Source organism: Nocardia callitridis (genome assembly GCF_039543305.1).
GTDB lineage: Bacteria > Actinomycetota > Actinomycetes > Mycobacteriales > Mycobacteriaceae > Nocardia > Nocardia callitridis.
This window is the reverse complement of record NZ_BAABJM010000002.1, coordinates 524,883-550,958: the sequence shown is the minus strand read 5'-3', so window position 1 is coordinate 550,958 and position 26,076 is coordinate 524,883. Positions and strand designations below refer to the sequence as shown.

The following is a 26,076-nucleotide window of genomic DNA, read 5'->3' as shown; positions in this document are numbered from 1 at the left end:
TACGTTCGGCCCGGGGCGATCCATCGCCTCGGGCCGAATCCGTGTCACAACCAGTTGTTTTCGCGTCCGTGTAGCTGTGCTGTTTCGGCGAAGGCGGCGACGGCCGGATCCGCGTCTTCGCGATACACCAGCCGGACTGGCAACCGCGCGAAGTCGTCGGTGATGGGGAGAAAGGCCGCGACGCCGCTGGGGTGGATCTGCTCGGCGGAGGCGGGCAGGATGGACACGGCCTCGTTGCGGCGCAGTACGGTCATTACCCTGCTGCCCGGGACCGGGTTGGCGACCGCTTTCGGGGTGAACCCGGCGGCGGCGAAGATGTCGTCGATGAGTCCCTGATAGCCCGGCGCCAGCGTGGCGGGAGTGACGACGAAACGCTCACCGGCGAGTTCGGTGACGCTGATGCCTTGCCTTCCGGCGAGGTGGTGGCCGGTCGGCACAGCGAGAATCAGCGGCTCCCTTCGGATGAGAATGGAGACGAGTCCGTCCCCGGGTGGGTCGCAGCGCACCGCGCCGATATCCATGGTGCGGCGACGGACCGCGTCGAGCACATCGCGCTCCCACATTTCCAACGCCTCGAACTCGAGGCCGGGGGCCCGCTCGTGTGCGGCGGACAGTATCACCGGCAACGTCTCGTATCCCACACTGAGCGTGTATGCGATACGTACCAGACCGCGGGAACCTTTCTGCGCTTCGCGGGCACGCTCAACAGCGTTGTCGATTCGGTCGAGAATCTCCGCCGCATCTTTCAGGAAGGTTGCACCTGCCGGGGTCAGTCGCACGTTGCGGGTATCGCGAGTCAGTAATCGCACGCCGATTCGCTGCTCCAGACGCTTGATTCGCTGGCTGAGGGCGGGCTGCTCGATGTATAACCGCTCGGCCGCGCGCGCGAAATGCAATTCCTCGGCAACGACGGTGAACGAGCGGAGAAGGGCAGTATCCACATTCATGCTTGGAATTTATCAATACTGTTCGGCTTTGTCTTGAGTCGTCGGAAATCCGCTCATAGCGTCGTATTCGCTACCGCAATCGGCAACCGAGGGAGTTCAACGCATGGCCGACGCACCACGAGAACTGGGTGGTTCGATCACCCCGCTGGTCACTCCGTTCGCTCCCGACGGGTCGCTGGACCTGCCCACTCTGCGTAAGCTGATCGATCAGCAGGTCGCAGCAGGAACGCACGGCATCTCGGTCACTGGCACCACCGGCGAACCGGGAGCGTTGACGCTGTCCGAGCGGCTCACCATGATCGAGGAGGCCGCTGCCGCAGTCGACGGACGGTTGCCGTTCGTGCCTGGTACCGGCACTCACCAGTTGCCCGAAACGATCGAGATCACCCGCAAGGCCGCCGAGGTCGGCGCCGACGCCGCGCTCGTCATCGTGCCCTACTACGCGCGTCCGACCCAGGATGGCCTCTACGCCTGGTATTCCGAACTAGCTGCGGCCGTGGATATTCCGATACTGATCTACAATATCCCGTCACGCACGGGGGTCGAGATCACGCCCGAGACCGTCGGACGGCTCTACCGAGACGTGCCGAACATCATCGGCATGAAGGAGGCCAGTCCGGATTTCGCGCACGCCAACTTCGTCATACACGAATGCGGCCGTGAGTTCCTGCTCTTCTCCGGTCTCGAAGCGCTATGTTTCCCGATCCTAGCGATCGGCGGTGCCGGATTCATCAGCGTCACAGCCAATCTCGTCCCAATGCAGATCGCCCAAATGTACGAGCTGTTCCGTGCGGGCGACTGGGACGCGACCAGAGATTTGCACTACCGGCTGCTCGAACTCAATGATGTCGTGCTGACCGAAACCAATCCGACTGCCGTGAAATGGCTTATGGGAGAACTCGATATGTGCGCGCCGACCCTGCGGGCGCCGCTCGCGCCGCTGTCCGAACAGGGGCAGGCCACGGTCCGTGCGGCCGCTGCCAGGTGGGGACTGCTGGAGGGTGCGAAATGAACGAGCCGACCTGGGTTCCGCTCGACCCCGACCTCATCGAGAAATTCCGTGCTGTCGGCACCGCCACCGTCGCCAGCCAGCTACTCAAACGCGGTCTGCGCGACCAGTTCGTCGCTGGAGTCACTCCGCTCGCTCCTGACCAGCGGATCGCAGGCGCAGCGTGGACTATGCGGATGATTCCGTCCCGGGAAGATCTCGACGGCCTATTGCCCGGTTCGACCCCGGTGAAAGGTCTTTCGCTGTTCGAGGTGATCGAGTCCACGCCCGCGGGTGCAGTACTGGTGATCGATGGTCGCGGGGAGACCCGGACCGCTACCGGCGGTGACATTCTCATCGAGCGGCTGCGGGTTCGTGGTGGCGCCGGGCTGGTCACCGACGGCTGTCTGCGCGATGTCGCAGGCGTGCGCGCCACCGATTTGCCGTGTTACTCGGCAGGCGCTACCGCCAATGTGAGCCGTGCGTACCTGCGGGTCATCGACCAGAACATCCCGGTCGGTTGCGGCGGCACAGCGGTGTATCCCGGTGATGTGCTCGTAGGCGACGGCGACGGCGTGATCGTGGTCCCCCGCCACCTTGCCGAAGAGGTGGCCCTCGGCTCGGTCGAGCAGGAACGGTTGGAGGAGTTTCTCATCGCGAAAGTTCGTGCGGGAGCGCCGCTCGCAGGCGTGTACCCCCCGTCTGCGTCGACGCGCGAGGAGTATCGCAGGTCGATCACCGAGCGGCAGGCATGAAGGTCGACCCCGGTGCGTTGAGTCCAGAACAGACCTACAAGCTGATGACCGGCGTGGTGGTGCCGAGGCCGATCGCGTGGGTCCTCACCGAATCGGTAGACGGCATCGGCAACCTCGCCCCCTTCAGTTGCTTCACGTTCGTGTCGAACAAGCCGCCGATGATCGGGATCAATATCGGCCGAAAAGCGGGTAATCGCAAGGACACCGGTCGGAATATCCACGAGACACGCGAGTATGTCGTGCATATTCCCGACGAGGGTTGGATCGAAGCGGTGCATCGCAGCGCGGTCGAATATCCGGCCGGGGTGAGCGAGATAGAGGTCTTGGGACTGTCCACGATCGAGTCCGATCATGTCGGTGTGCCGCGATTGCGCGACGCGCCGATCGCACTGGAGTGCAGAATCTGCAGTAGCACCGAATACGGCAGTACCGGAGCGGAATTCGTTGTCGGGGAAATCCTCGCTTTCCATATCCGTGACGAACTGTATCGCGACGGCAAGATCGATACCTCCGCATTGCGCCCCATCGCCCGCATCGGCGGGCCCAATTATGCCGCTCTGGGCAAGATTTCACGGATGATTCCCATCGGGCAGACCCCGAAGTCGGTCCTGTAGTAATCCGGCCATCAGACAGTCTCGAGGAAATTATGAAGATCACCGCGCCCACCCAGCGACCGCTGGAACTGTTCGCCACCGACGGACTACTCGAGGACGAGGAACGGGATGTCGCCGCCACCGTGCGGAAGTTCGTCGACAGCCGGCTGCGGCCGGAACTGCCCGCATGGTTCGAATCCGCGATACTGCCCCGCGAGCTGGCCCGCGAGGTCGGGGCCATCGGGTTGTTCGGTATGCATCTGGAGGGATACGGGTGTGCCGGGGCCAATGCGGTCAGCTACGGGCTTGCCTGCCTGGAACTCGAGGCCGGAGACAGTGGATTACGCAGTTTCGTCTCCGTTCAGGGATCGCTGGCAATGTTCTCGATCCACCGATTCGGTTCCGAGGAACAGAAACTCGAATGGCTGCCCCGCATGGCCACCGGGGAGGCGATCGGCTGTTTCGGACTGACCGAACCCGATTTCGGCTCCAATCCGGCCGGGATGCGTACACGTGCTCGTCGCGACGGCTCGGACTGGGTTCTTGACGGCACCAAGATGTGGATCACCAACGGCAATCTCGCCGACGTGGCCACTATCTGGGCGCAGACCGACGACGGTGTGCGTGGGTTCGTCGTCCCCACTGGCACAACGGGTTTCACGGCCAACAAGATCGAGCGCAAGCTTTCCCTGCGCGCGTCGGTCACCTCCGAACTCGTGCTGGATGGCGTCCGGCTGCCCGCCGCCGCCGAACTTCCGCTGGCCAAAGGCTTACGTGCCCCGTTGACCTGCTTGAACGAGGCGCGGTTCGGTATCGCGTTCGGTGCGATCGGCGCCGCCCGCGACAGCCTGGAGACCACGATCGACTACGCGGCCGTGCGTGAGGTGTTCGATCGCCCGCTCTCGTCCTTCCAGATCACACAGCAAAAGCTCGCCGACATGTCCCTCGAGCTCGGCAAAGGCTACCTCCTGGCGCTGCATCTCGGCCGACTCAAGGACAAGGGTCTCGCCGCGCCCGAACAAGTGAGTCTCGGCAAGTTGAACAATGTGCGCGAAGCACTCGCGATCGCCCGCGAATGCCGCACCATTCTCGGTGCAAGCGGCATCACCCTCGAGTACTCCCCGCTACGTCACGCGAACAACCTGGAGTCGGTCCTCACTTACGAAGGCACCAGCGAAATGCACGCGCTGACCATCGGTCGCGCATTGACCGGCCTGTCCGCGTTCCGGTGAAGTCGAGTCGTCGTGCGACCGTCACCGCACCGGTCGGCCTCCGTAACCACATAGCGGGACGCTGGCATACCGGCAGTGGGGAACGGTTCGTGAGCACGAGCCCCACCTATCCGGACGAGGTCATTGCCCACGGCCACAACGCAACTCACGCCGAACTCGATGCCGCCGTGGCGGCGGCTCGTGCCGCAGCGCACGACTGGGCGCGCACGCAGGCCCACGAACGGGGAGCCATACTGCTGCGTGCCGCCGCGGCGGTCGACGCCGCCGCCGATCGATGGGGCAGCGAACTCGCACGGGAAGAAGGCAAACCCGTCGCCGAAGCCATCGGTGAAGTGCGGCGGGCCGCCCAGATCCTGCGCTATTACGGTGTGGAAGGCGACCGCCCCAGCGGCGAGAGCTACCACTCGCCGCGCCCGGGCGAGCGAATCCTGGTGACCCGCAAAGCACTCGGTGTCGTAGCCGTCATCACACCGTTCAACTTCCCGATCGCGATACCGGCATGGAAAATCGCGCCCGCGCTTGCGCTGGGTAACACCGTGGTGTGGAAGCCCGCCGAGGCGGTTCCACTATTGGCAATGCGTCTGATGACGGCGCTCGCCGATGCCGGGCTGCCCGCGGGCGTGTGCAATCTCGTCCTCGGCGATCGCGAGCTCGGTGCGTGTCTGGTGGAACATCGCGATATCAACGGAGTTACCTTCACCGGGTCAACTTCTGTCGGCCGCGCCATCGCCGCGTCGGCGGCGGGCCGTGGAATACCGGTGCAGGCCGAAATGGGCGGCAAGAACGCCGCTGTGGTCCTCGACGACGCCGATCTCGGCACCGCCGTCGATCAGGTGCTGGCCGGAGCGTTTCGTTCGGCCGGACAAAAATGCACCGCCACTTCGAGATTGGTCGTCACCCCCGGAATCGCCGACGCTCTCCTCGACGAACTCGTGGCACGCCTCGGGGCCTGGGCCGTCGGCGACCCTCTCGACCAGCATGTCCGGATCGGCCCGGTCGTGGACCGGGCCGCGCAGGCATCGATTCTTGCCGGAATACGCGGGGCACTCGACCAGAACGCTCGGGTGCTATTCGGCGGTCAGCCGTATGTGTCGGGGTTTCGACAGGCCGGATGCTTTGTGCCGCCGACGATTCTGGAACTCGAGGACACCACGGCGCAGGTGTGGCGCACCGAGCTGTTCGGTCCGGTGCTCGCCGTGCACCGCGCCGAGAACTCCGACCACGCCTTCATGCTCGCCGCCGACAGCGAATTCGGCCTCTCCGCGGCCATTTTCACCAATGACCTCAGTCGAGCGCTCGGTGCGGTGGACGATCTCGACGTCGGTATCCTGCACATCAACTCCGAATCCGCTGGAGCCGATCCGCACGTTCCCTTCGGCGGTGCCAAGGCCAGTGGATACGGACCGAAGGAACAGGGCAGGGCCGCGGTCGAATTCTTCACCCACCCGACTACCGTTTACTTGCGGGGCGGAAGGAGCGATCGATGAGCGCAGGAGCACTCGACGGGCTGCTCGTTATCGACTTCACCAGGGTACTGGCCGGGCCTTACGCGACGATGATGCTCGCCGACATGGGAGCCAGGGTGATCAAGATCGAACGTCCGATCACCGGTGACGACACTCGATCCTGGGGGCCGCCCTACGACCCAAGCGGAACCACCACCTACTTCAACTCCGTCAACCGAAACAAGACATCCACCGTGCTCGATCTGTCCACCGCGCAGGGCCGGGCGGAAGCCGTTCGGCTTGCCTCGACCGCCGACATCGTGATCGAGAACTTTCGGGCGGGAACAATGGGTCGGCTCGGACTCGATTACGAGCGTCTCTCGGCCACCAACCCCGGCCTGATCTATTGCTCCATCACCGGATTCGGCAGCGGCCGCGGCGCGAGTCTGCCCGGATACGACCTGCTTGTGCAGGCGCTCGGCGGGCTGATGAGCATTACAGGGTCGCAGCGCGGAGCACCTACGAAGGTCGGTGTCGCGGTCGTCGACGTCCTCACCGGCACCCATGCGCTCAGTGGAATCCTTGCCGCGCTGCACCATCGGGACAGGACCGGTAATGGCCAGTACTTGGAGACCGACCTTCTCTCGGTGCTGTTGTCGTCGCTGGTCAATCAGGCGGCCGCCTATCAGGGGGCCGGGGTCGTGCCGGGGATTATGGGTAACCGACATCCCAGTATCGCGCCCTATGAGGAGTTCGCGACCAAGGACCGTCCACTGGTCGTCGCGGTGGGAAATGACCGGCAGTTCCGAGATTTCGTCACCGTCCTCGGCGTCGGACATCTTGCCGAGGATCCTCGTTTCGTGACGAATGCTGATCGAGTCGAGCATCGCGATGCTCTGCGAGATGAGGTCCTGCCATTACTGGCGGCGCGTGGTGCGGAAGCTTGGTTCCGCGATCTCACCGCTGCGGGCGTACCTGCGGGCCCGATCAACGACATCGCCGAAGCGTTCACCTTCGCCGAGAGCCTCGGCCTGCCCGTAGCGGTACGAGTTCCCGGTTCGGATGTCCCCTATGTCGGTAACCCGCTGCGATTCTCCCAGACTCCGGTCGCCTATTATTCCGGACCGCCAGCGTTGGGATCGCCGCCGGTCAATGGCACGTCTGGGAAAGAGTGAAAGCCATCCCGCCTGAGGTGATTCGGCGTGGGCATCACAGCGTCGGGGAATGCGTCGTCGGCCGCGCCCGGGATTCCTACGAAGTCGGGACCGTTGGCAGGTCCGATACGTCGACAGTGAGCTGTCCAAGTGAATTGGCGGAGGGGTCGAAGCGCTCGGCGCGTCCATGACCGTTGCGGGATCGGTGGATTCGGGTAATTCGCCGCGTTCGACCGCTCGTTCGAATAGGGGGCGTTCGCGTTCGAGCCTGCTGCGAAGAAGGTGTGACTCATAGCGCCCAACTGCGGGCGGTCGGGTGCGGCAGCGAGCACGGCGGTGGCGAGCGGCGCGGTTTTCGTGTCGGTGAGCAGACCGTGAATTGCCGCAGCGACTTCGAGTAGATCGCTGCGCAGGGTCCCGGTGCCTGGCACAGGGAAGCTCAGCAGGTCGGAGTTGGTGAGTGCGTCGGCCAGCAATGCGTCCTTCGACGACCACCAGCGGTACAGGGTTGTCTTGTTGACACCGGATTTGACCGCGACCGCCTCCATGGTCAGGCCGGTATAGCCCTGGGTAGCGGTGCCGGTGCCGTGATTGCCGGTCCATTCGATCGTCACGTCGTAACTGTGTGTCGTCGCCAGGGATACATCCGCTAACCACACGGATCGACCTACGGAAATAGTTGCCGCGCGAGCCATCCCGTTCTGCGGCGGGAAACGCGAACGACAGGGCGGGCGGGTTGTGACGGGCAGCGACTGCTGGAGACGAGGCCGAGTCTTGTCGCGGCACCAATGCGCACGGTCTGACGTGACAACGGCAGCGCGGACCGGTAGAAAAGCATGTGAAGCCCTTGGTGTTCAGCGGTTGTGGTAAACAGCTGATCTATCAGGGGCTTTCTCGGTCAGGGCGGTGATACACCGCACAAATCCTCAACGGGCACAACACCTCTCATCCGAGGATGAAAAAAGGGCTCAGTGATCGACCGTCGGGATCGATCATGAGGCAGTCCATTATTTGTGCTCGAGTGACATCTATTCGAATGAGCTGAGGCCCCGTTCGCTTTCCATTTCGCCAAATCCTCGCGAACGGCGGTTGAACAAAAACTCTCCAGTAGGTTGCTCAATATCCTGCTGTCGCAGCTTATTGCGGTCCAGGCATGGGCCGATGCCTCGCTGACATCATTTCGAGGTGTCACTTCTTGCCCTAGCGTCTGTTGAACGACGCACCCTGCTCTGTCAGACTGAGGTGCGAAACTCGGACTTCCCCGGGTTCACTGTTCGAGGGCGCGACTTGAGTAAAGATTCCGTGAGTAGCTCGAGTTCCGCGCCTGAAGTGGTCCGGTCGATACGATTCCGAAGCCGACACGGTGAACCGTCACCGCGCGGTACCGCGACAAGGTTGCCGACGAGTGCAGCAGCGCCCGGCACGGGCGGAATCCGGCGGTACGACCGCGATGATTCCCGCCGAAGCGCAGTTCAAAACCCTTGCCTCGCTGCCGGATACGTGTTCACCCGCTTCGGTGCCGCCGGCACTCGCGAGGCCTTCGAGAATAAATATTCGCATATTGACAGCTTACGAATTTAATACAAGGAGAAATCGCTCCAATGCCCATGAGTGATGATTTCACCCGTCGATTCACCCCCTTGCTGCCTGCGGTGGCCCAGCATTTCGGTACCCCGTTTCACATCTACGATCTTTGTGGCGTGCACGAAACATCGACAGCATTCAATTATGCGTTTCGGGATATCGAATTCCGTGAATATTTTTCGGTGAAAGCGCAGCCGAATCCGGTGATGTTGCGTCATCTCGCCGAGCATGGCTTCGGTTTCGATTGCAGCTCTCCTGCCGAACTTGCGGCCGCGACTACGGCGGGTGCGTCCGGAGAAGACATTGCCTTCACCTCGAATAACACAAGTCGCGAGGAGTTGGCAGAGGCGGTCCGACTCGGTGCGATCATCACAGTTGACGATGAGACAGTTCTCGACAAACTCCTCGAGATGCGACTACGGCCGACGACGCTGTGTCTGAGAGTGCATCCTGGCGCGGCGGCTGTCGTCCAGGACATGCATCTCGGGGGTGCGAATTCGGCCAAATTCGGTATCCGCCTCGACCGTTTGGCCGCTGTCGCGGCGAAGGCCACGCAGGTCCGCGCGGCCACATACGGACTGCACATCATGCTGGGCTCCCATCTACAGCGAGTCGACCAGTTTCTGAGCAACCTGGACTTGCTGTTGCGGCAGAGCTTGCTCCTGCGCAGCACATCGGGGTTTCGGGTCGACGTGCTCAATCTCGGGGGTGGCATCGGCATCCCGTACCGCCCCGAACAAGAGAGGTTCGACCTGCCGCTGCTCGCGGACGGTATCCACCAGCGTTTGCGTGCGTTCGAGCAGCGACACCACTGGCCGTTGCGAGTTTTGTTCGAGTGCGGCCGGTACATGCTCGGGCCGCACGGCGTACTGGTCACCCGGGTGCTCAACCGGATGAGCAAGTGGCGCGAAATGGTCGGCGTCGATTCCGGGATGAACGCGTTGATCCGTCCGGGCATGTACCCGGACGCCTATCACCACATCACCGTCCACGACGGTGAAGGCCGCCCGACGGAGACCGTAGACGTGGTCGGGTCGATGTGCGAGAACAACGACAAGTTGGCCATTGCGCGAACGTTGCCGCGAACCGTCGAAGGCGACCTGTTGATGGTGCACGACACCGGGGCTCACGCCCTGTCACAGGCGTACACCTACAACGGACGCCTGCGCCCACAGGAGTTGCTGTTGCACACCGACGGCAGTGTCGAACGCATCCGGCGGGCGGAGACTGTCAGTGACTACCTCGCCACGTTGAACTGCGACGCCGATCAGCTCTACCCGGAAATGGCGGCGCGTTGATGGACGCGCAGGTCATCTCCAGCCCTGGAACCTCCGGAAAAGACCGCCCGCCAGGGCTACTGGAGGAAATCCGATGTCGGGTCGAGACGCAATCGTCCGCGGCCGCGGTGATAGCCGGCGACCGCGTGTTGACCTATGGCCAGCTGATGTCGGCCGCGGAGTCGGTCGCCGCCCAGCTCATCAGCTGCGGGGTGCGCCCAGGTGAACCGGTCGCGGTCGCCGCGGTCCGCGACATCGAGAACATCGTGGCCATGCTCGGGATCCTGCTGGCCGATGCCGCGTTCGTTCCGCTCGAGCCGGGCGACCCACCGGGGCGGCTGGCCGAGATGGTTCATGACGTCGGGGCCACAGTGGCGGTCGCCGCGGTCGAACATCACTCGACGTTCGCTGAGGCGGGCCTCACCTGCCTGCGTCCCGAGGGGTCGGGTGACGGCCCGATCGGCGCCGGGTGGTCTGTCGACGCCGATGCCCTGTGTTACATCATCCACACCTCGGGCACTACCGGTCGCGCGAAAGGCGTCGGCATTCCGCGACGCGCCCTCGATCATTTCAGCAAGATCTCCGCCGAGTACTTCGAGATGGGCCCCGGGGATCGGATTCTGCAGTTCTTTTCCTTGTCGTTCGACGCATGCATCGAAGACATCTTTCCGCCGTTGCGCGCGGGAGCCACGATCGTGCTGCGCGACGACGCCATGGTCGCGACGCTCGACCTCTTCCTTCAGCGCTGCGCCGAATGGGCGATCACAATCCTGATGCTGCCCACGGCCTACTGGCATGAGCTCGTCGATGCGATGGTGCGGGACGGATTGCGGCTGCCCGCGACGGTCCGGCTGGTGACCATCGGCGGTGAGGAAGTTCGCGCCGATCGGGTGGCCGATTGGCGACGGATGTCGCTGGACCCGCGCGTTCGCTTGGTGAACGAGTACGGCCCGACCGAGACCACAGTCGCGGTCACCGCGGACGAACTGGCAGGCCCGCGCAGCCAGGTCGATCTCGACGGTGAGTCCACCATCGGTCGGCCGCTGCCGGGGATCGCCGTGCGGGTCGTCGACGATGCCGGGGTCGATGTGGTCGAGGGGCACGAAGGTGAACTGCTGTTGGGTGGCCCCACCGTCGCTGTCGGATACGTCGGCCAGCCGGATCGGACAGCCGAACGATTCATCATCGGACCCGACGGACAGCGCTATTACCGCACTGGCGATCGGGTGCGTATGCGGGCCGACGGCCGCCTGGCATTCGGCGGGCGTACCGACGGTCAGCTCAAGATCCGCGGCTACCGCATAGAGCGCGCCGCTGTCGAGCGTGCGCTGCTCGGTCACTTCGCCGTCCGCGATGCGGTGGTAGACCTCGATCGTGCGCGTGGCGTGTTGATCGCTTACCTGATCATCGACGGTGGCACCGTCGATGACGTTCGCCACCACATCGAGAGTCGACTCCCCGCCTATAGCGTCCCCTCGCTGCTCGTACCCGTCGCCACGTTTCCGCGCACCAGCCGTGACAAGGTGGATGTGGCTGCGCTGCACCGCGATTACCCCGCGCCCGATCCAGGTGACCGTGGCGGAACCCCCACCGAGGTACGGGTACGGGCTCTGCTGGCCGCGGTGCTTGCCACCGACCGGATCGGTCTCGACGATTCGCTGGTCGCGATGGGTACCCACTCGCTGGCCATGGTGCAGATCGGCACACGCGTCGCCCGTGAGTTCGGAGTGCGGTTATCGCTGGCCGACCTGCATGCCGAGCCAACGATCAGGGGCATCGCAGCGGCGGTGCGCACCCGCGAACGGGTTGTCGAACGCACGCCGACGCCAGCTACCGTGTTGCCGCTGACGGAGTTTCAACGCGACATCTGGTTGGCCGACCAGCTACACCCTGGTACTCCGCTACACACCATCGGCGTGTGCTATCGAATCACCGGCGACGCCGACCCGGCCCGAATTCAGGCCGCGCTCGATGCCTTGGTGACACGCCACGACGCATTGCGCGCCGTATTCGGTCTGGACGGCGATGACCCTGTCATGGTGTTCGGCCGCCCCGCGCGGTCGGTGCCGCTGCGGGTGAGATACGCCGACATGACTGAGATCGACCAGCTGCGCCGCGAACGGGGTCGCACCGTCCTCGATCCTGCTTCCGGTGACGTGATCGCGGCGACCCTGGTCATCGCCGACGAGAGCACCGAGCTGATCGTGGCCGTGCATCACCTCGTCTTCGACGGCTGGTCGGCCACTGTGCTCGCCGAAGACCTCGCCGCCCTGATCGACGGCGCATCACTCGAACCGGCAGGCGCTTTCGCGACCCAGCTCGCCCGTCCCCGTGACACCTCGCTCGATTACTGGATCGAGCAGCTCACCGGCATCGACACCGATGTTCTCGTCCCCACCGACCGACCCCGGCCCGCAGTGCGATCGTTCCAGGGCGCGATCATCGAGCGCCGCATCGGCACCGACCGGTTCGACCGTGTCGGCAGTATCGCGGCCGCGGCCGGAACCAGCACGGCCACTGTGGTACTCGCCGCTGTGCAAACTCTGCTCTCGAGGGTGACCGGGCACACCGACATCACCGTGCTCGCACCGGTCGCCCACCGCACCGACGTCGATGGTGAACGGAGCATCGGGGCCTTCGTCACCGTCGTGCCGCTACGCACAGACCTCGCCGGTGATCCCGACTTCCAGACCGTGATAGCCCGAGCGAACCGCACCTTGCTCGGCGCGCTGGATCATGACGACCCGCCGATGGCGGAGCTGGTAACCGCGTTGGGCGTGCCCGTGCACACCGACCGGAGCCCGTTCACCCAGGTCATCTTGATGATGCAGAACACGCCACCAGCGGTGGCGCACAGCGGTCGAACCTCGGTGGAGTTTCTCGGCAGCACGCATCCTGGGATGACGAAGCTCGATCTGACCTTCAGTATCGATTTTCCCGACGGTCTGCCCGTGCTCTACATCGAGTACGCCCAGGAACTGTTCGACGAAACCACTGTCGCCCAGCTCGCCGACCAATTCCTCACCCTGCTCGACGCCGTGACCGAGGATCCAGCCCACTCGCTCAGTCGCCTGCCATTGCCTTCGGTCCCCACCGTCGCGACTCCAGACCGGGACGCGGTACTCACCCATTACTGGCAGCGACGACTGGTCGATGCCGACGTCGCAGCCGAGTTGCCGCGTGACCGTCCACGACCGCAGGATCGGCCGTTTGCCGCGGCACGGGTCACCCGTCGGCTGGACACACAGCTGGTCGAGCGGCTCCGAGAGTTCGGCCATGCCAGGGAAGCCGGCCTGTTCCCGGTGATACTGGCTGGGCTGCACGCGGTCATCTCCCGCTACACCGGGCGAACTGGCGTCACCATCCTTGCTCCATCGGCCGGTGGCGACGATCGTGCACGTACGCAGTCCGGTGACCTCGCCCCAGAACTCCACGCGCGCCGAATGGTCGGCGGTCGGCGGGAAGATATCGAGAACGCCGCCGCGCACCGCGAACTCACCGCGGCTGCCCACCATGTCGACCCGGGTGTAAGCGTCATCGACGTACAACCGACCTGCCTGCCGATCCACGGTGACCTGCGGGCCGAGCCGGGGTTCGCCGACTTGGTGGTTCAGCTACGCGACGCGGTCGCCGCTGATCTCGAGCATCGGCTACCGGCCCTGTCCGACATCGTGTCCGCCTCGGGCTTGCCCATCTCTTCGAACCGCCATCCGCTGGGTGACGTGGTGCTCGCAGTGCACGAACCAGTGCGTCTCGGTAGTCACTCGCAGCCTGGAGGGCCGGCGACCATTCCGGTCGATCTGTCGATCACTCTCGACTGTTTCGTTGATGGACCGGTTCTCTCCATCGATTACGCGACGGAGATGTTCGATTCCAGCCGAGTCGACGCACTGATCGATCATCTGCTGACGTTGCTCACTGCGGCGATGAACGATCCAGCCATCCCGGTCACGCGGCTGCGGTGGCTCACCGACGACGAGCGTGACCGCCTGATCAACCGCTGGAACGACACCAGTGTGGACGTGCCCGCGAACCGTGGAATCCATCAATTGCTCGAATATCACGCTCGCACAACACCGCACGCGGCGGCGCTGACCTACCGCGACCAGACGATGACATATGAGCAGCTGAACCGCGCGGCCAACCGGCTCGCGCACCTGCTGCGCTCTCTCGGCATCGGCCCGGGTGCCAGGGCGGCGATCTGTCTGGACCGAGGAACAGATTTCTTTGTCGCCATGTGGGCAGTGTTGAAGGCGGGCGGCGGCTACGTCCCGCTCGATCCGGCCTATCCGCCTCGCCGGTTGAGTTTCATGCTGCGCGACAGCGCACCGCTGGTTCTGATAACCAGGCAGGACATGGCGGTCAGTCCACAGGCGCCCGACGGTGTGGTGCTTGTCGCCCTCGACCGCGACAGTGCGGAGATCGTCGCTCAGCCCGGCACCGATCCCGTGCCAGTCGGCGACCCGTCCGACACGGCCTACCTGACATATACCTCCGGTTCGAGTGGCGATCCCAAAGGCGTTGTGGTCGAACACGGCCACCTGTTGCACGCCGCGGCGATGTGGCAGCACGCATACCAGCTGGAGCCTTCGTGGACCTTTCAGCAGGCGGCGAGCTTTTCCTTCGACATGTTCGTCGGCGAAACGCTCCGAGCCCACTGTGCCGGTGGCCGTCTCCTGGTGATCCCGCGCGAGACACTGCTCGACCCGGGCGAGCTGTTCACACTGATGAGTACCGAGCAGGTGGCATGTACGGAACTCGTTCCCGCGGTACTTCGTCGGCTACTGGCGTACGTCGAGTCCACGGAACAATCGCTCGACTTCGTCAAGGTGCTGATCGGCGGCGGTGAGAAGTGGAGTGTTCAAGAATACGAGCGAGCCCGTCGGCTCGTCGGCCCGCACGGGCGGGTGGTGAACTCCTACGGCGTCACAGAGGTGACCGTCGACAACGTCTACTTCGACGGTGATGTGGAGGGCTTGCCCGCCGACGCGCCACTTCCCATCGGCAGGCCCTTCCCGAACAACCGCGTATATGTGCTCGACGCCCACCAGTCGCCTGTCCCCGCCGGGATCGTAGGTGAGCTCTATCTCGGAGGCCGTGGCGTCGCTCGCGGCTATCACGAACGTGAGCGGCTCAACGCCGAGCGCTTCCTGCCCGATCCGTTCGACTCTCGGGATGGCGGGCGCATGTATCGCACAGGCGACAGCGCTCGCTGGCGCGGCGATGGGGTGGTGGAATTCCTCGGCCGCCTCGATGACCAAGTCAAAATCAACGGCTATCGCGTCGAGCTGAACGAGGTCGAGGCCGCCCTGACGGCGCTACCCGCGGTCGCGGCGGTGGGCGCCGCGGTGCACCGCACCTCGACCGACCACGCCTATCTCGTCGGCTACGTGGCAGCCAGGCCGGGAGCCGACGCCGAGCAACTCGATGAGAACGCGATCCGTCTGCACTTGGCCGAGGTTGTGCCGCCCCATCTCGTGCCCGCCCGGATCATCGTATTGCCTTCCCTGCCTTTGACACCCAACGGAAAGCTGGACCGCAAAGCACTCCCGATACCCGCCGTCGCGGACCGCGCCGTGTCGATCACCGCGCGCACCACGACCGAACAGCGAATCGCAGCGGTCTGGGCGACCGTTCTCGAAATCGACACCGGTCCCGACACCATCGGCATCGATGACAGCTTCTTTTCCCTTGGCGGTGACTCATTTTCGGCGCTGAGGGTTGCCCGGCGTCTCGACCCCGCACCGCCATTGCTCGAGCTGTATCGAAATCCGACCATTCGCATGCTTGCCGGTTGGTTCGACTCCGAACCCGAAGCGGCCGATCACCCGCGCCCCCTGCTGCACCGACTGACCGCAACCGACGCCGACCGCGACGGCCTCACCGTTGTCGCCATTCCCTACTCCGGCGGAAGTGCCGTCTCGTACCAGCCGCTGGCCGACTCGATGCCGATCGGTTGGGCGCTCTACGCAGCCGAGTTGCCGGGCCATGACAGTGCGCGACCAGACGAGGTGCTACTCGGGGTGGAGGAGATCGCGGCATCGGTCGTAGCGGAGGTGCGGGCGCTGACGGGGTCCGTGCTGCTCTACGGGCACTGCCTCGGCGTCGCGGCGACCGTGGAAATCGCCAAGCGCATGGAAGCGGAAGGTCTCCCACTGGCCGGTGTCGGCCTCGGCGCCGCTTTTCCCACGGCCCGCCTCCCTGGTCGGTTGTTCGATCTCTTCTACCGACTCTTCCCGCTGGACCGATTCGTCTCCGACCGGCACTACCTGTCTTTTCTGCGGTCTCGGGGCGGTTTCATCGATTTGGGTAGCCCGGAGGAGGAAGCGTTTGTGCTGCGCAACGTGCGCCGCGATGCGCGGGACGCCGAAGAGTACTTCACCGAGCAGTACCGGCATTCCGGGCAGGCCAAGCTGGAGGCTCCGATAATCAGCATCGTCGGCGCGCGCGATCGGGCCACGGAACTGTACGAGGAGCGCCACCACGAGTGGGAACAGCTGGCTGAAAGCGTCGACCTGGCGGTAATCCCACGGGCAGGACACTTTTTCGTTCGCACCCACGCCAGGCAGCTCGCCGAAGCACTGCACGACAAGTTCGGCCCACCGGCACCGAAACCCGTAAGCCCGAAGGTCGGTGCCCCGGCCGAGAGTCGGGTAGTCGCGGCGCGGCCATCGCGATCGTCCCCTGAGCCAAGCCTGCGACGGTACGCCGTGGTCGCAGGGGGACAGACCATCTCGATGCTCGGCAGTGCCATCAGTGCACTCGTGCTCAGCATCTGGGTGTTTCGCGAGACCGGCTCCATCACCCAGTTCTCCGTGATCAGTGCGCTGGGGATGTTGCCGGGCATCATCGTCTCGCCGTTCGCGGGGGCTGTCGCGGACGCGGCGGATCGCCGAATGGTGATGCTCGCCAGTGATTTCGGGGCCGCCATAGCGATGGGGATCGTCGCCGTGCTCGTCTACAGCGGCGACGTACACCTGTGGCAGGTCTACCTGGCGGTCATCGTCACTTCTGTGGCTGTGGCCTTCCAACGGCCCGCGTATCTGGCGGCGGTCGCCCAGCTCGTCCCCAAGCGCTATCTCGGACGTACCAACGGGATTACCCAACTCGGCGTCGGTGCGGCCGCGGTAGTCGCGCCGATAGTCGGCATCTGGCTGATCGGACATATCGATGTCGGAGGCGCGATCCTGCTCGACATCGCCACGTTCGCCGTGGCTGTCAGCGCACTGCTGCTGGTGCGCTTCCCCGATCGACTGTTCCGTCGGCGCGAAGAGCGCTTCGCCGCCGAAATTCTCAATGGCTGGCGCTACATCGTCCGCCGCCCATCCCTGCTGGCGGCGCTGCGTTATTTTCTCGTCGACAATGCCATGTTCTTGATCGGGTTCGCGGTCATCATGCCGCTGCTGCTCATCGAACAATCTGCCTGGGTGCTGAGTGCGGCGCTGACCGCAGGGGGCCTCGGGGCGCTCAGCGCTGGGCTGGTTATGGGGCTGTGGGGCGGCGTGGCACGCCGCGCGAACGGGATGCTCTTTTTCATGGGCGTGTGCAGCGTCGGCATCACCGCTGTCGGCGTGAGCCCCTCGCCGATTCTGGTGATAGGCGGAATGTTCCTGATGTCGTTCGGTGAGTCCATGGCCATCGCTCACTGGATGACACTGCTGCAAACCAAAGTCGGTGTCGAACTGCAGGGCCGGGTGCTGTCCTGCTTCTTGACGGTGATGCTGCTGACCGAGCCGTTGAGCTATCTGTTGATCGGACCGCTCGCCGAAACGTATGTGCAGCCACTGTTGAAGCCGGGGCGTCCCCTTGCCGATCTCTTGGGTCCGCTGCTGGGTACCGGTCCGGCACGCGGGCTGGCATTGCTGCTCGTCATCAGTGGTCTGCTGCAGTTCGGTTGGGCGGTGCGGGGGTGGTTGTACCGGCCGGTGCGGTTCATCGAAGATGCTCTGCCCGACGCGATTCCGCCGGATGAGATCGGCGACCGCGATGCACTGCAGCGGCATGAAGACAGCCGCTTGCTCGATCAGCACTGACTTTCACGATCGCTGCCCTCCGAACGAAAGATTCGTCATGTCATCAGTCGAAGCCAGCGAACCGCACATACCCGACGATGCGGATCAGACTCCACTTCTCGACGTGTCGGCACTGGTACCGGGTGCCCACGTTCTGATCAAAGACGAGACCAGGTATGCCTCGGGCAGTCACAAAGAACCAGCCGCGCGAGCGGTGGTCGCACGGGCGATGGCCGACGGGTGTCACCGCATCGTGCTCGGCTCATGCGGCAACTACGGGCGTGCCATGGCGATCGCGTCTCGCGCCGCTGGAATCAGCTGCACGGTAGTGCTACCGGCGGGCAAGAGTGATGGTGCCGAGTGGATGCGTGCCGCCGGTGCCGACGTGCGGTTGATCGAAGGCAGCTATGAGGACGCGGTCGCACAATCCCGGTCTCGGGCAATGGCCGACGGCGACTATGGCGTAGCCGACGGAAATGTCGACGGTCAGTACGCTGAAACTATCCTCCGGGGCCACGGGATCGTCGTCGACTCCCTAGCCGCGGCGCTGCTTACGCCGCCTACCGCGATCTGGCTCCCTGCGGGTAACGGGACCACCATCATCGCGGTGCACCAACGCCTTCGGGCACTGAACTGGCCCACCGCGATCAACGGAGTCGGTTCACGTGGCAACAACGCGATGCTGACCAGCTGGCCGGGGGTCTACCGAATGCTCGATCCTGACCAAGTCCGTACCACCGAGCACAACCAGCCGCTGGTCAACTGGCACGCCCTGCACGGGCCGGAGGCACTCGCGGCTGTAGCGGACACCGGTGGTGCCCTCTACGGTGTGGAAGACGAGGACCTGTGCGCCGCCGCGTCGAATTTGGCTCAGTACAACGCGTTCCCCACCCCTGCGGGAGCGGTTGCCCTGGCGGGCCTGCTCACCCGAGCGCGGACCACGGGTGTCGCACCGGGTGCCCACGTAGCCCTCTTGAGCGGCCGCGAACTGGATTCACCTGGTCAACCGTCATGAGGGTCTGGGAACGGTGATCGCCCACGGATCGCGATGCGCGCCTGCGGATGCAAGGTCATCGATGGCGTCAGCGCGGTCGGGGGTTGAGACTGGTAAGGATCTGTATCGAAGTGATCTGTATTCCGTGACTCACCTCGCTGAGGAGTCAACTCGTTGGCCGGGCGGGTTTCCTGGTGAAGTTGGTCGTCCAGCTCCTCGCTGACACGGGGTCGAGGAGCATCTGAGAAGAAGAGTCACGGTCAGCGGACGGGCTTAATCGTGTTGTTGTGCTGGCGATTTCGCCATAGGCGATGTCAACGGGTCGATGAGGACCCTGCCGCCGCCGGAGGACAACGAGCGCATGCTGGATTCGCTCGCCACGGCGTGCGTGACAAAGCCGCAGCGCAAGTCGAACTGACCAGCTTGTCGAAAATCGAACGACGCACCGAAACCGAGATCCGAAAACTCCTCGAATCACTGGGCGATATCAAGGCCGAACTGACCGCAGCACCGGCTGCCGACAAGGCCGAACTCTATCGAGTACTTGAACTGGAAGTGCGCTATCAACCCGATCGGCGGTGCGCCATCGTTGGTGTCAACCCCTGTGGGGTTAGCACTGGTGTGTCCGGAGGGGGACTTGAACCCCCACGCCCGTTAAAGGGCACTAGCACCTCAAGCTAGCGCGTCTGCCATTCCGCCACCCGGACCGGTGATGCTCAGCAAGATTATAGGAAGGGTGTCGCATGGACCAAATCGCGGGGTTGAGCTGCGAAAAGTAGGCCAGAGGTTGAATGGTCACACGCTGTTGAGCGGCCTGACTGGCGCCGCCTGTGCCGGGGTGGGCTCATAACCATCGCAGCAGTCCGGACTGTTGGGGCCACGGCTTCCCCTGCCGTTCGGGCGGTGCGTGTTCGGAGGTGCACGGTCGTCGTCGAACGGCTCATGGGCCGGCCTTCCTCCGCTCGGGGCCCGGCCTCGCTGCCACGATGGCGCCCGATTGCAAGGCATTGTGGCCGCCGCGACCGTTGCAGGGCGCGGTATGCGCGCGTTGGATAACCCTCCGTGATTTGTTTCGACACATCGAATCTGTTCGGCGCTATTCGGGTTCGCTCACCTTTGCCGTAGGACGTGAGCGTTCCGGCCGAGGACGAACCGTCAGCCGAATATCTCGCAGCAGGTACGCGGCAACGAGGCTAACGACCGCGCACAGCGCTCCGACCCAGAAGACGGTCTGCACGCCCGAGGTCACGGCCGCATGCACCGTGTCCTGCGCAGCTGATGGCAGGGAACGGACCAGATCCGGCGACAGGTCACTGCCGTCCGAGGTCACGTGCGGTCCGAGCCCGCCGCGATCAGCCGCGGTAGCGGCGAACCTGCTCGCATAGATTGTGCCCAATACCGCGGCACCGAGCGACATACCCATCGTGCGGAGGAAGGTGCTGATTCCCATGCCCGCGCCCAGGTCTCGCATCGAGACACTGTTCTGCGCGATCAGAGTCGGCACCTGCAGCGTGAATCCGAGGCCGACACCGAGCACGGCCATGTATCCGATCACCACCAGTTGACTGGTGTGCACATCGATCTGGGCGAGCAGCAGCATGCCGAGGGCAGCGACGGCCGACCCGATGATCGGGTGGATCCTGACTCGACCGGAGCGCGAGATGGCTTGACCCACCAGGACACTGACGACCACGGCGGGCGCCATGATCGGGAGGCCGAGTAATCCGCTGTTGGTCGCCGAAAAGCCCTGCACCAGTTGCAGGTAGAGCGCAATGAAGGATGCCGCGGCGATCATCACCAGGCCGGAGACGAACGCCAACACGCTGGCCATCGCGAAGTCTCGATTGGCAAGGATATGCAACGGTGTGACCGGTTCGGGCGTCGTACGCTCGACCCAGACATAGAGGGGAAGCACGACGACCAGCACCACGGCGAGGACGAGGATCTGCCACGACCCCCACGCGTAGTGCGCGCCTGCCAAACTGCCGATCAGCACCAGCGCAGTGGTCCATATCGTCAGCAGCAGGATTCCCCACCAATCGATGATCAGTTTCGGTCGCTCCCGATGCGGGAGATGCACAGCGAGGCTGATCGTCAGCAGTACGATCGCGCCGAGCGGGAGGTTGATGTAGAACACCCAGCGCCAGGACGCGTGATCAGTGAACCAACCGCCTACGAGCGGACCGCCGAGTAGCGCGATCGGCATGATCGCCATCAACAGACCCTGGTACCTCGCCCGTTCAGCGGGTAGCACCATCGCCCCCATGATCGCCATGGAACCGGATACGAGCCCGCCGGCGCCCAAGCCCTGGATCGCGCGAAATACGACCAGCTCCACCATGTTCTGCGAGGCGCCGCTGAGGGCGGACCCGAGCAGAAACAGCCCGATCGACGCCAGGAAAACCGCTTTGTGCCCGACCAGATCACCGATCTTACCCAGGACCAAGGTCGAGATTCCGGAGGTGAGCGTGTATCCGGTCACCACCCACAGCAGATGCTGTGCACCGCCGAGTTCGCCGACCATCGTGGGCATCGCGGTTCCCACGACGGTGTTGTCCAGCATTGCGAGGAGTAATGCGATCAGCAGACTGCCGAGAACCGGCAGTAATTCGCGGAAGCTCCGTAATTCAGGCTCGCCTTCGGTTCGCCGTGTCGGCTTCGCTGTGTCCATTTACCCCTCATCAGATCCGTTCGACATGTGCGTTCACAGCGGTCGCTCGTATGCGGCGGAATACTCTCCCCAGGCCAACCCGTCCGACATCTGAAACATTCGGAAATACCTGACATTTGGGCAAATTAACCGAATGCCGGATGGGGCGGTTGGCGAAGTGTAGCCGCTCATTTCGGCGAACGTGCGCATCTTGTGAACTTCCGTATCGAACGGGTTCGACATTCCCCATATACAACAACGTAGGAATATGGTCGGTCGAACGAGCGTCGCCAGAAGGGTGCGCTCGGTGTTCGAGTTCCGCTGGTCTCCGTGGTCGGAAGGGGCGAATTGTCCGGTCCCGGAGAAGGAGTCGTGGTGGGTGCGGCCCCTGGGCCGGGGTGTCGGCATTGTTTTGCGTAATGCCTGTTCCATCGGCCTATGTCACCTTCGGCGGATGGCCTGTCGAGTTCGCGGAGCCGGATCGACAGCAGGTCGACGTCGCGGCGTAGCTGAACCGGATTGAGCCCGCGGTAGCGCAGAGTCGCGGCGGACTTGATCCGGTCCGCCACCGTGTCATTATCCTATTCGGGCTCCGCGTACGAGGGGAAGACTCGGGCGGCGATGTCCAAGGCGAGCTGGGTTGCGGCCGTGTGGCTTTCGTCGTTGCCGAGATCGAGATCGTTCATCATCGACAGGCTCAGACTGATTGCCAACAGGGCTTGGCGGGCATGGAAGACGGCGATCGGCGTCCGGTCGGGCCCCGCCATCAGGTCGGCCAACGTTCGGAACTGGCCCCGCAGGCTCGCGCCGATCCCGATTTCGCCGAGCGCGGACTGGTTTTCCGCCCAGAACCGAATCATGTCCCTACCGAGATCGTGCAGCAGCTCGCCATAACGCAGAACGATGTGTTCACTGCGTTCTCGGCCCGGCGGTGCCGATTCTGCCCATCGCACAATGTCATCGATGCCGCGATGCAAATCCTCGAACAGACTCGCGACGATGTCTTCCTTGGTGCGGAAGTGGTAGTAGAGAGCGGCTTTCGTGACATCGAGCCGTTCGGCGATTTCTCGCAGCGACGTTGTCTCGTATCCGCGCTCGGCGAACAGTTCGATGGCGACCGAACGGATTCGCTCCCTGGTGTCACTACGGCGCTTGTCCATTGGTGTTCCTCATTTGCTTGACGGCCGACAAGGCATGAGCCTAACGTATGGTATGCCGCACGGAGCTTGCCGGTCGACAAGTTGGTTAGCGTGCGCACACGTGTGGGGTGGCGTCTTCGGCCTGCCTGGCCGGGGAAGGGATGTAGCTTGAAGCGCTTCGTAAGCATTCTTTGGGACAGTGGTAACCCCAGCGATACGGCGAGTGCTCCGTCCGATTCGATCATCGATCTGAACCTGGAGCAGGTCTTCGTTCTGGCCGGAGCCACGAAACACAAAGCCGCGCACCATCGTCCACTGCGTGATGTCAGCCTGGTCCGGTACCGACAGCAGGTGTTCAACGATCTACAGGACGAAGCCGTGTCACGCGCCTTCGAGACGTTCGTTGCCGGAATGAGCTCTGTTCGTCAACATCTGGAGCGGGCCAGGAAGCTGACGAACCCTCGGCAGAGCGACCGTTGGCAACTCGACGCCGAGACGCTGTACTGCCGCACAGTGCTGGACTTGCACGCGGCCCTGCGTGAACTACCGCTCTCGGGCGAGGGCTTGCGACAATGGCGCGACTGGTTGGCCGAGTACGTCGACGGTCCGAACTTCGGCGGGCTACTGGCCGACGAGGCGCACGTGCGCGCCGCCCTGGACGAGGTGCGCTATACGGTACATGTGAACGGCCGACACCTGGTTATCGACCGGTATGCGGGGCAATCCGACTACAGCGACGTCATCGCCGCCGCATTCGCCCGGTTCGGCGTGGACGACGACGCGGACCGCCAGCGCTTCTTCGACCCGTGGCCGGATATGAACGTGGTCGAAGAGCAGGTCATCGCCTTGGTCGCCGACCAGCAACCAGGCCCGTTCCAGCAACTGGAAGGGCATGCTCGGCACTACCGAGAATTCATCGATCCAGTACTCGGTCGGTTCGACGCCGAATTGCATTTCTATCTCGACTATCTATGGATGGTGCGCGAGTTCGACAAGCACGGGCTGGCGTTCTGCCTGCCCGAGGTCACCGAGGGTTTCGCGGGTATGTACGCCGAGGGTGCCTACGACGCCGCACTGGTGCCCAAGCTGATCAAGTCGAAAGTCTCCGTGGTCCGCAACGACTTTCGGCTGGAAGGCGCGGAGCGCGCGATCGTCGTCACCGGCCCCAATCAGGGTGGCAAAAGCACCTTCGCCCGAATGTTCGGCGGATTGGCCTACTTGGCCGCACTGGGCTGCCCGGTCCCCGCCACCCGTGCGCGGCTGCCATTGCCCGACAACATCTTCACGCATTTCGTGAGAGAAGACGACATCAGCGACGCGGAGGGCGGCTTGGCGCGTGAGCTCGCCCGCTTGCACGATATTCTGGCAGATATTACCGCGAGCAGCCTGGTGGTACTGAATGAAAGCCTGAGTACGACAACTGTTTCCGATGCCACACGACTCGGCGGCGAAGTATTGCGCCGAATAGTGGAGCGCGGGGCAGTCGCGGTTTATGTGACATTTCTGGAAGAACTCGCCGAATTGGGCCCGGAGGTGGTGAGCATGGTTGCCGGTGTGGATTCCGCTGACGATGCGATACGGACGTTTCGCGTCGAACGCCGTTTACCCGACGGGCTTGCGCACGCCGCGGTGGTTGCCGAGCGGCACGGATTGACCTACGACGCGATCAGGGCGAGGGTCCGATGATCCCGGTCGGGCTGCTGCATCCTCCGAATTACGCCCCGCAGGTCGTGCGCAATGGTGAATCGACCAGCGAGGACCTCGGTGTGACCGAGCTGTGCGCAGCGATGTCCTGCAACGACGAATTCGTGGCGACGGTGGTGAAATCCGTCGTTTCGGCCAGTCTGACCGACCCCGCGGTGATCCGATACCGGCAAGGAGTCCTCCAGGAGTGCTTGGAAAAGCCCGAACTAGTCCGCGCCCTGTACGACATCGCTACCGAGGCAACGACGGCGCGCCGCTGGACCGTCGGTCGCGGTCGGGCGCCCAGATCGAAACTCGGCCTCGGACTGCAACCGCTGGAGGAACTCGTCGGCCATCTGCGTCGGCTGCGACAATACTGTGAGCGAAATGCCGGACAGAGCCGCTCGGAAGGTTTTATCCGATTCCGGGCAACGCTGTCCGAGCAGCTCGACGACGACTACCTGACGAAGCTGGACAGCCTGTTGCCGGTGTTGTTCTTCGAAAACGGCGTGCTGCTCAGTGCGGCGCTCGGGACAGGCAACAAGGCCGATCGGGTCATGTTGCACGAACCACCGAAAACGTCGAAGAATGCGAAGCTTTCGTTGTTCAGTCGACGCTCCGGTGGCTCGTTCGAAGCGACCAGCGACTACGAACTCCCCAATGACCCACTGGCAGCGGTAATCGAGCCGGCCCTCGACTCGGTCGCCGAGGTGGTCTCGCGCGCGGCAGACAAGGTGCAGGCCTTCTTTCGCCAGCTGCGGACCGAGCTGGGGTTCTACATCGGCTGCTTGAACTTGCATGAGCGACTCGGCCGGATGGGGGCGCCGATATGTCTGCCACAGCCCGTGGTGGGCAGCCCCGCGCTCCAGTGCCGTGACCTGCGAGATCCGTCGCTATGCCTGTCCTCGAACGCGGTGGTGGGCAACGACATCGATGACCTCGGCAGCACTTTCGTCGTCGTGACGGGAGCCAACAGCGGCGGAAAATCGACCTTTCTGCGCAGTGTCGGCCTCGCCCAATTGATGATGCAGGCCGGAATGTTCGTGGTCGCTCAGAGTTTCGCGTCCGACGTGCGGGCCGGGGTGTTCACGCATTTCGTGCGCGGAGAAGACGAGACCATGAAGCATGGCCGGCTCGATGAGGAGCTGACGCGGATGCGCTCGATCACCGACCAGCTTCGGCCGGGTGGCATGCTGCTGTGCAACGAGCCGTTCGCCTCGACCAACGACCGAGAGGCAGCGATGATCGCCGCACCGATCTTCTCGGCGTTGGTGGATTCGGGTACGAAAGTGGTGCTGGTCACCCACCTTTTCGACTTCGTGCGACAACGGTACGCGGATGAGCGAGCTACTGATCTGTTCCTCCACGCCGAGCGTGCTTCCGATGGTGGCCGGACCTATCGGCTCACCGTCGGCGCGCCGGAATCGACCAGCTACGGCGACGATATTTTCGCCAGGGTGTTCGGGTACCGCCCTGGCGAATGACGATGACGCTCGGCCGCCTCTGGCCCGCGCCGAGTTGAGCGTGGTCTTCTCCACCATGCCCGGGCGCCTACCGGGCCTGCGACTGGTCCACGCGGTCGAAGACGCGAGCCTGGACGGCGACAGACTCAACGGCGGCCTG

15 protein-coding genes, 1 tRNA gene and 2 pseudogenes are annotated in these 26,076 nt (G+C 63.9%); 12 read left to right on the top strand and 6 right to left on the bottom strand.

The features are described 5' to 3' along the window. Positions 1 to 44: 44 nt before the first annotated feature. Positions 45 to 947: a LysR family transcriptional regulator gene (locus ABEA50_RS11275; RefSeq protein ID WP_345495215.1), complete on the bottom strand. Its 903-nt coding sequence runs from the start codon at positions 945 to 947 to the stop codon at positions 45 to 47. A 103-nt stretch (positions 948 to 1,050) separates the two neighbouring features. On the opposite strand from ABEA50_RS11275, the gene dapA reads away from it, so the two are divergent. From dapA to ABEA50_RS11245, 6 genes are read left to right on the top strand one after another with little or no spacing between them, the layout of a single operon-like run. Next, entirely contained in the window at positions 1,051 to 1,959 is a 909-nt protein-coding gene (dapA, locus tag ABEA50_RS11270; RefSeq protein WP_345495214.1) for a 4-hydroxy-tetrahydrodipicolinate synthase, read from the top strand. Beyond that, positions 1,956 to 2,690 (top strand): RraA family protein, encoded by a 735-nt coding sequence (locus ABEA50_RS11265; protein ID WP_345495213.1) that lies wholly within the window; start codon positions 1,956 to 1,958, stop codon positions 2,688 to 2,690. Before dapA ends, ABEA50_RS11265 begins: the two co-directional genes overlap by 4 nt. Next, positions 2,687 to 3,304 carry a flavin reductase family protein gene (locus ABEA50_RS11260; protein ID WP_345495212.1) on the top strand — a complete coding sequence of 206 codons (618 nt, stop codon included), beginning with the start codon at positions 2,687 to 2,689 and terminating at the stop codon, positions 3,302 to 3,304. The genes ABEA50_RS11265 and ABEA50_RS11260 overlap by 4 nt, the downstream gene beginning before the upstream one ends. Before the next feature lie 32 nt (positions 3,305 to 3,336). Next, the gene (locus tag ABEA50_RS11255; RefSeq protein ID WP_345495211.1) at positions 3,337 to 4,515 is read left to right on the top strand and encodes an acyl-CoA dehydrogenase family protein; all 1,179 of its coding nucleotides are present in this window, start codon (positions 3,337 to 3,339) and stop codon (positions 4,513 to 4,515) included. Then, positions 4,512 to 6,002 carry an aldehyde dehydrogenase family protein gene (locus ABEA50_RS11250; RefSeq protein WP_345495210.1) on the top strand — a complete coding sequence of 497 codons (1,491 nt, stop codon included), beginning with the start codon at positions 4,512 to 4,514 and terminating at the stop codon, positions 6,000 to 6,002. Before ABEA50_RS11255 ends, ABEA50_RS11250 begins: the two co-directional genes overlap by 4 nt. After that, entirely contained in the window at positions 5,999 to 7,135 is a 1,137-nt protein-coding gene (locus ABEA50_RS11245) for a CaiB/BaiF CoA transferase family protein (RefSeq protein ID WP_345495209.1), read from the top strand. Before ABEA50_RS11250 ends, ABEA50_RS11245 begins: the two co-directional genes overlap by 4 nt. Here the strand turns inward: ABEA50_RS11245 and ABEA50_RS11240 are convergent. Then, positions 7,075 to 7,728 (bottom strand): TetR/AcrR family transcriptional regulator, encoded by a 654-nt coding sequence (locus ABEA50_RS11240; RefSeq protein ID WP_345495208.1) that lies wholly within the window; start codon positions 7,726 to 7,728, stop codon positions 7,075 to 7,077. The two genes, ABEA50_RS11245 and ABEA50_RS11240, sit on opposite strands and share 61 nt — an antisense overlap. Positions 7,729 to 8,715: 987 nt before the next feature. On the opposite strand from ABEA50_RS11240, the gene ABEA50_RS11235 reads away from it, so the two are divergent. Then, complete coding sequence (locus ABEA50_RS11235) at positions 8,716 to 9,996, top strand: diaminopimelate decarboxylase (RefSeq protein ID WP_345495207.1); 1,281 nt, start codon at positions 8,716 to 8,718, stop codon at positions 9,994 to 9,996. Beyond that, positions 9,996 to 13,046: pseudogene (locus ABEA50_RS11230) on the top strand (amino acid adenylation domain-containing protein); the annotation flags it as partial. The gene ABEA50_RS11235 and the pseudogene ABEA50_RS11230, both read left to right, overlap by 1 nt. 318 nt (positions 13,047 to 13,364) lie before the next feature. Here ABEA50_RS11230 and ABEA50_RS11225 read toward each other — a convergent pair. After that, positions 13,365 to 13,517, bottom strand: a pseudogene (locus ABEA50_RS11225) (hypothetical protein); the annotation flags it as partial. Between the two features lie 321 nt (positions 13,518 to 13,838). Here ABEA50_RS11225 and ABEA50_RS11220 point away from each other — a divergent pair. Both ABEA50_RS11220 and ABEA50_RS11215 read left to right on the top strand, forming a co-directional pair. Beyond that, the gene (locus ABEA50_RS11220; protein ID WP_345496526.1) at positions 13,839 to 18,008 is read left to right on the top strand and encodes a non-ribosomal peptide synthetase/MFS transporter; all 4,170 of its coding nucleotides are present in this window, start codon (positions 13,839 to 13,841) and stop codon (positions 18,006 to 18,008) included. A 37-nt stretch (positions 18,009 to 18,045) separates the two neighbouring features. Then, complete coding sequence (locus tag ABEA50_RS11215; protein WP_345495206.1) at positions 18,046 to 19,002, top strand: pyridoxal-phosphate dependent enzyme; 957 nt, start codon at positions 18,046 to 18,048, stop codon at positions 19,000 to 19,002. Positions 19,003 to 19,603: 601 nt separating this feature from the next. On the opposite strand, the gene ABEA50_RS11210 is transcribed toward ABEA50_RS11215, so the two are convergent. From ABEA50_RS11210 to ABEA50_RS11200, 3 genes are all read right to left on the bottom strand, one after another. Continuing rightward, a tRNA-Leu gene (locus ABEA50_RS11210) sits at positions 19,604 to 19,688 on the bottom strand. Positions 19,689 to 20,077: 389 nt separating this feature from the next. After that, complete coding sequence (locus ABEA50_RS11205; RefSeq protein WP_345495205.1) at positions 20,078 to 21,652, bottom strand: MDR family MFS transporter; 1,575 nt, start codon at positions 21,650 to 21,652, stop codon at positions 20,078 to 20,080. A 560-nt stretch (positions 21,653 to 22,212) separates the two neighbouring features. After that, complete coding sequence (locus tag ABEA50_RS11200) at positions 22,213 to 22,791, bottom strand: TetR/AcrR family transcriptional regulator (protein ID WP_345495204.1); 579 nt, start codon at positions 22,789 to 22,791, stop codon at positions 22,213 to 22,215. Positions 22,792 to 22,938: 147 nt separating this feature from the next. Here ABEA50_RS11200 and ABEA50_RS11195 point away from each other — a divergent pair, with 147 nt between their 5' ends. Together ABEA50_RS11195 and ABEA50_RS11190 are read left to right on the top strand one after the other, a co-directional pair. Further along, entirely contained in the window at positions 22,939 to 24,456 is a 1,518-nt protein-coding gene (locus ABEA50_RS11195) for a MutS-related protein (RefSeq protein ID WP_345495203.1), read from the top strand. Continuing rightward, complete coding sequence (locus tag ABEA50_RS11190; RefSeq protein ID WP_345495202.1) at positions 24,453 to 25,937, top strand: MutS-related protein; 1,485 nt, start codon at positions 24,453 to 24,455, stop codon at positions 25,935 to 25,937. The genes ABEA50_RS11195 and ABEA50_RS11190 overlap by 4 nt, the downstream gene beginning before the upstream one ends. Positions 25,938 to 26,076 lie beyond the last annotated feature (139 nt).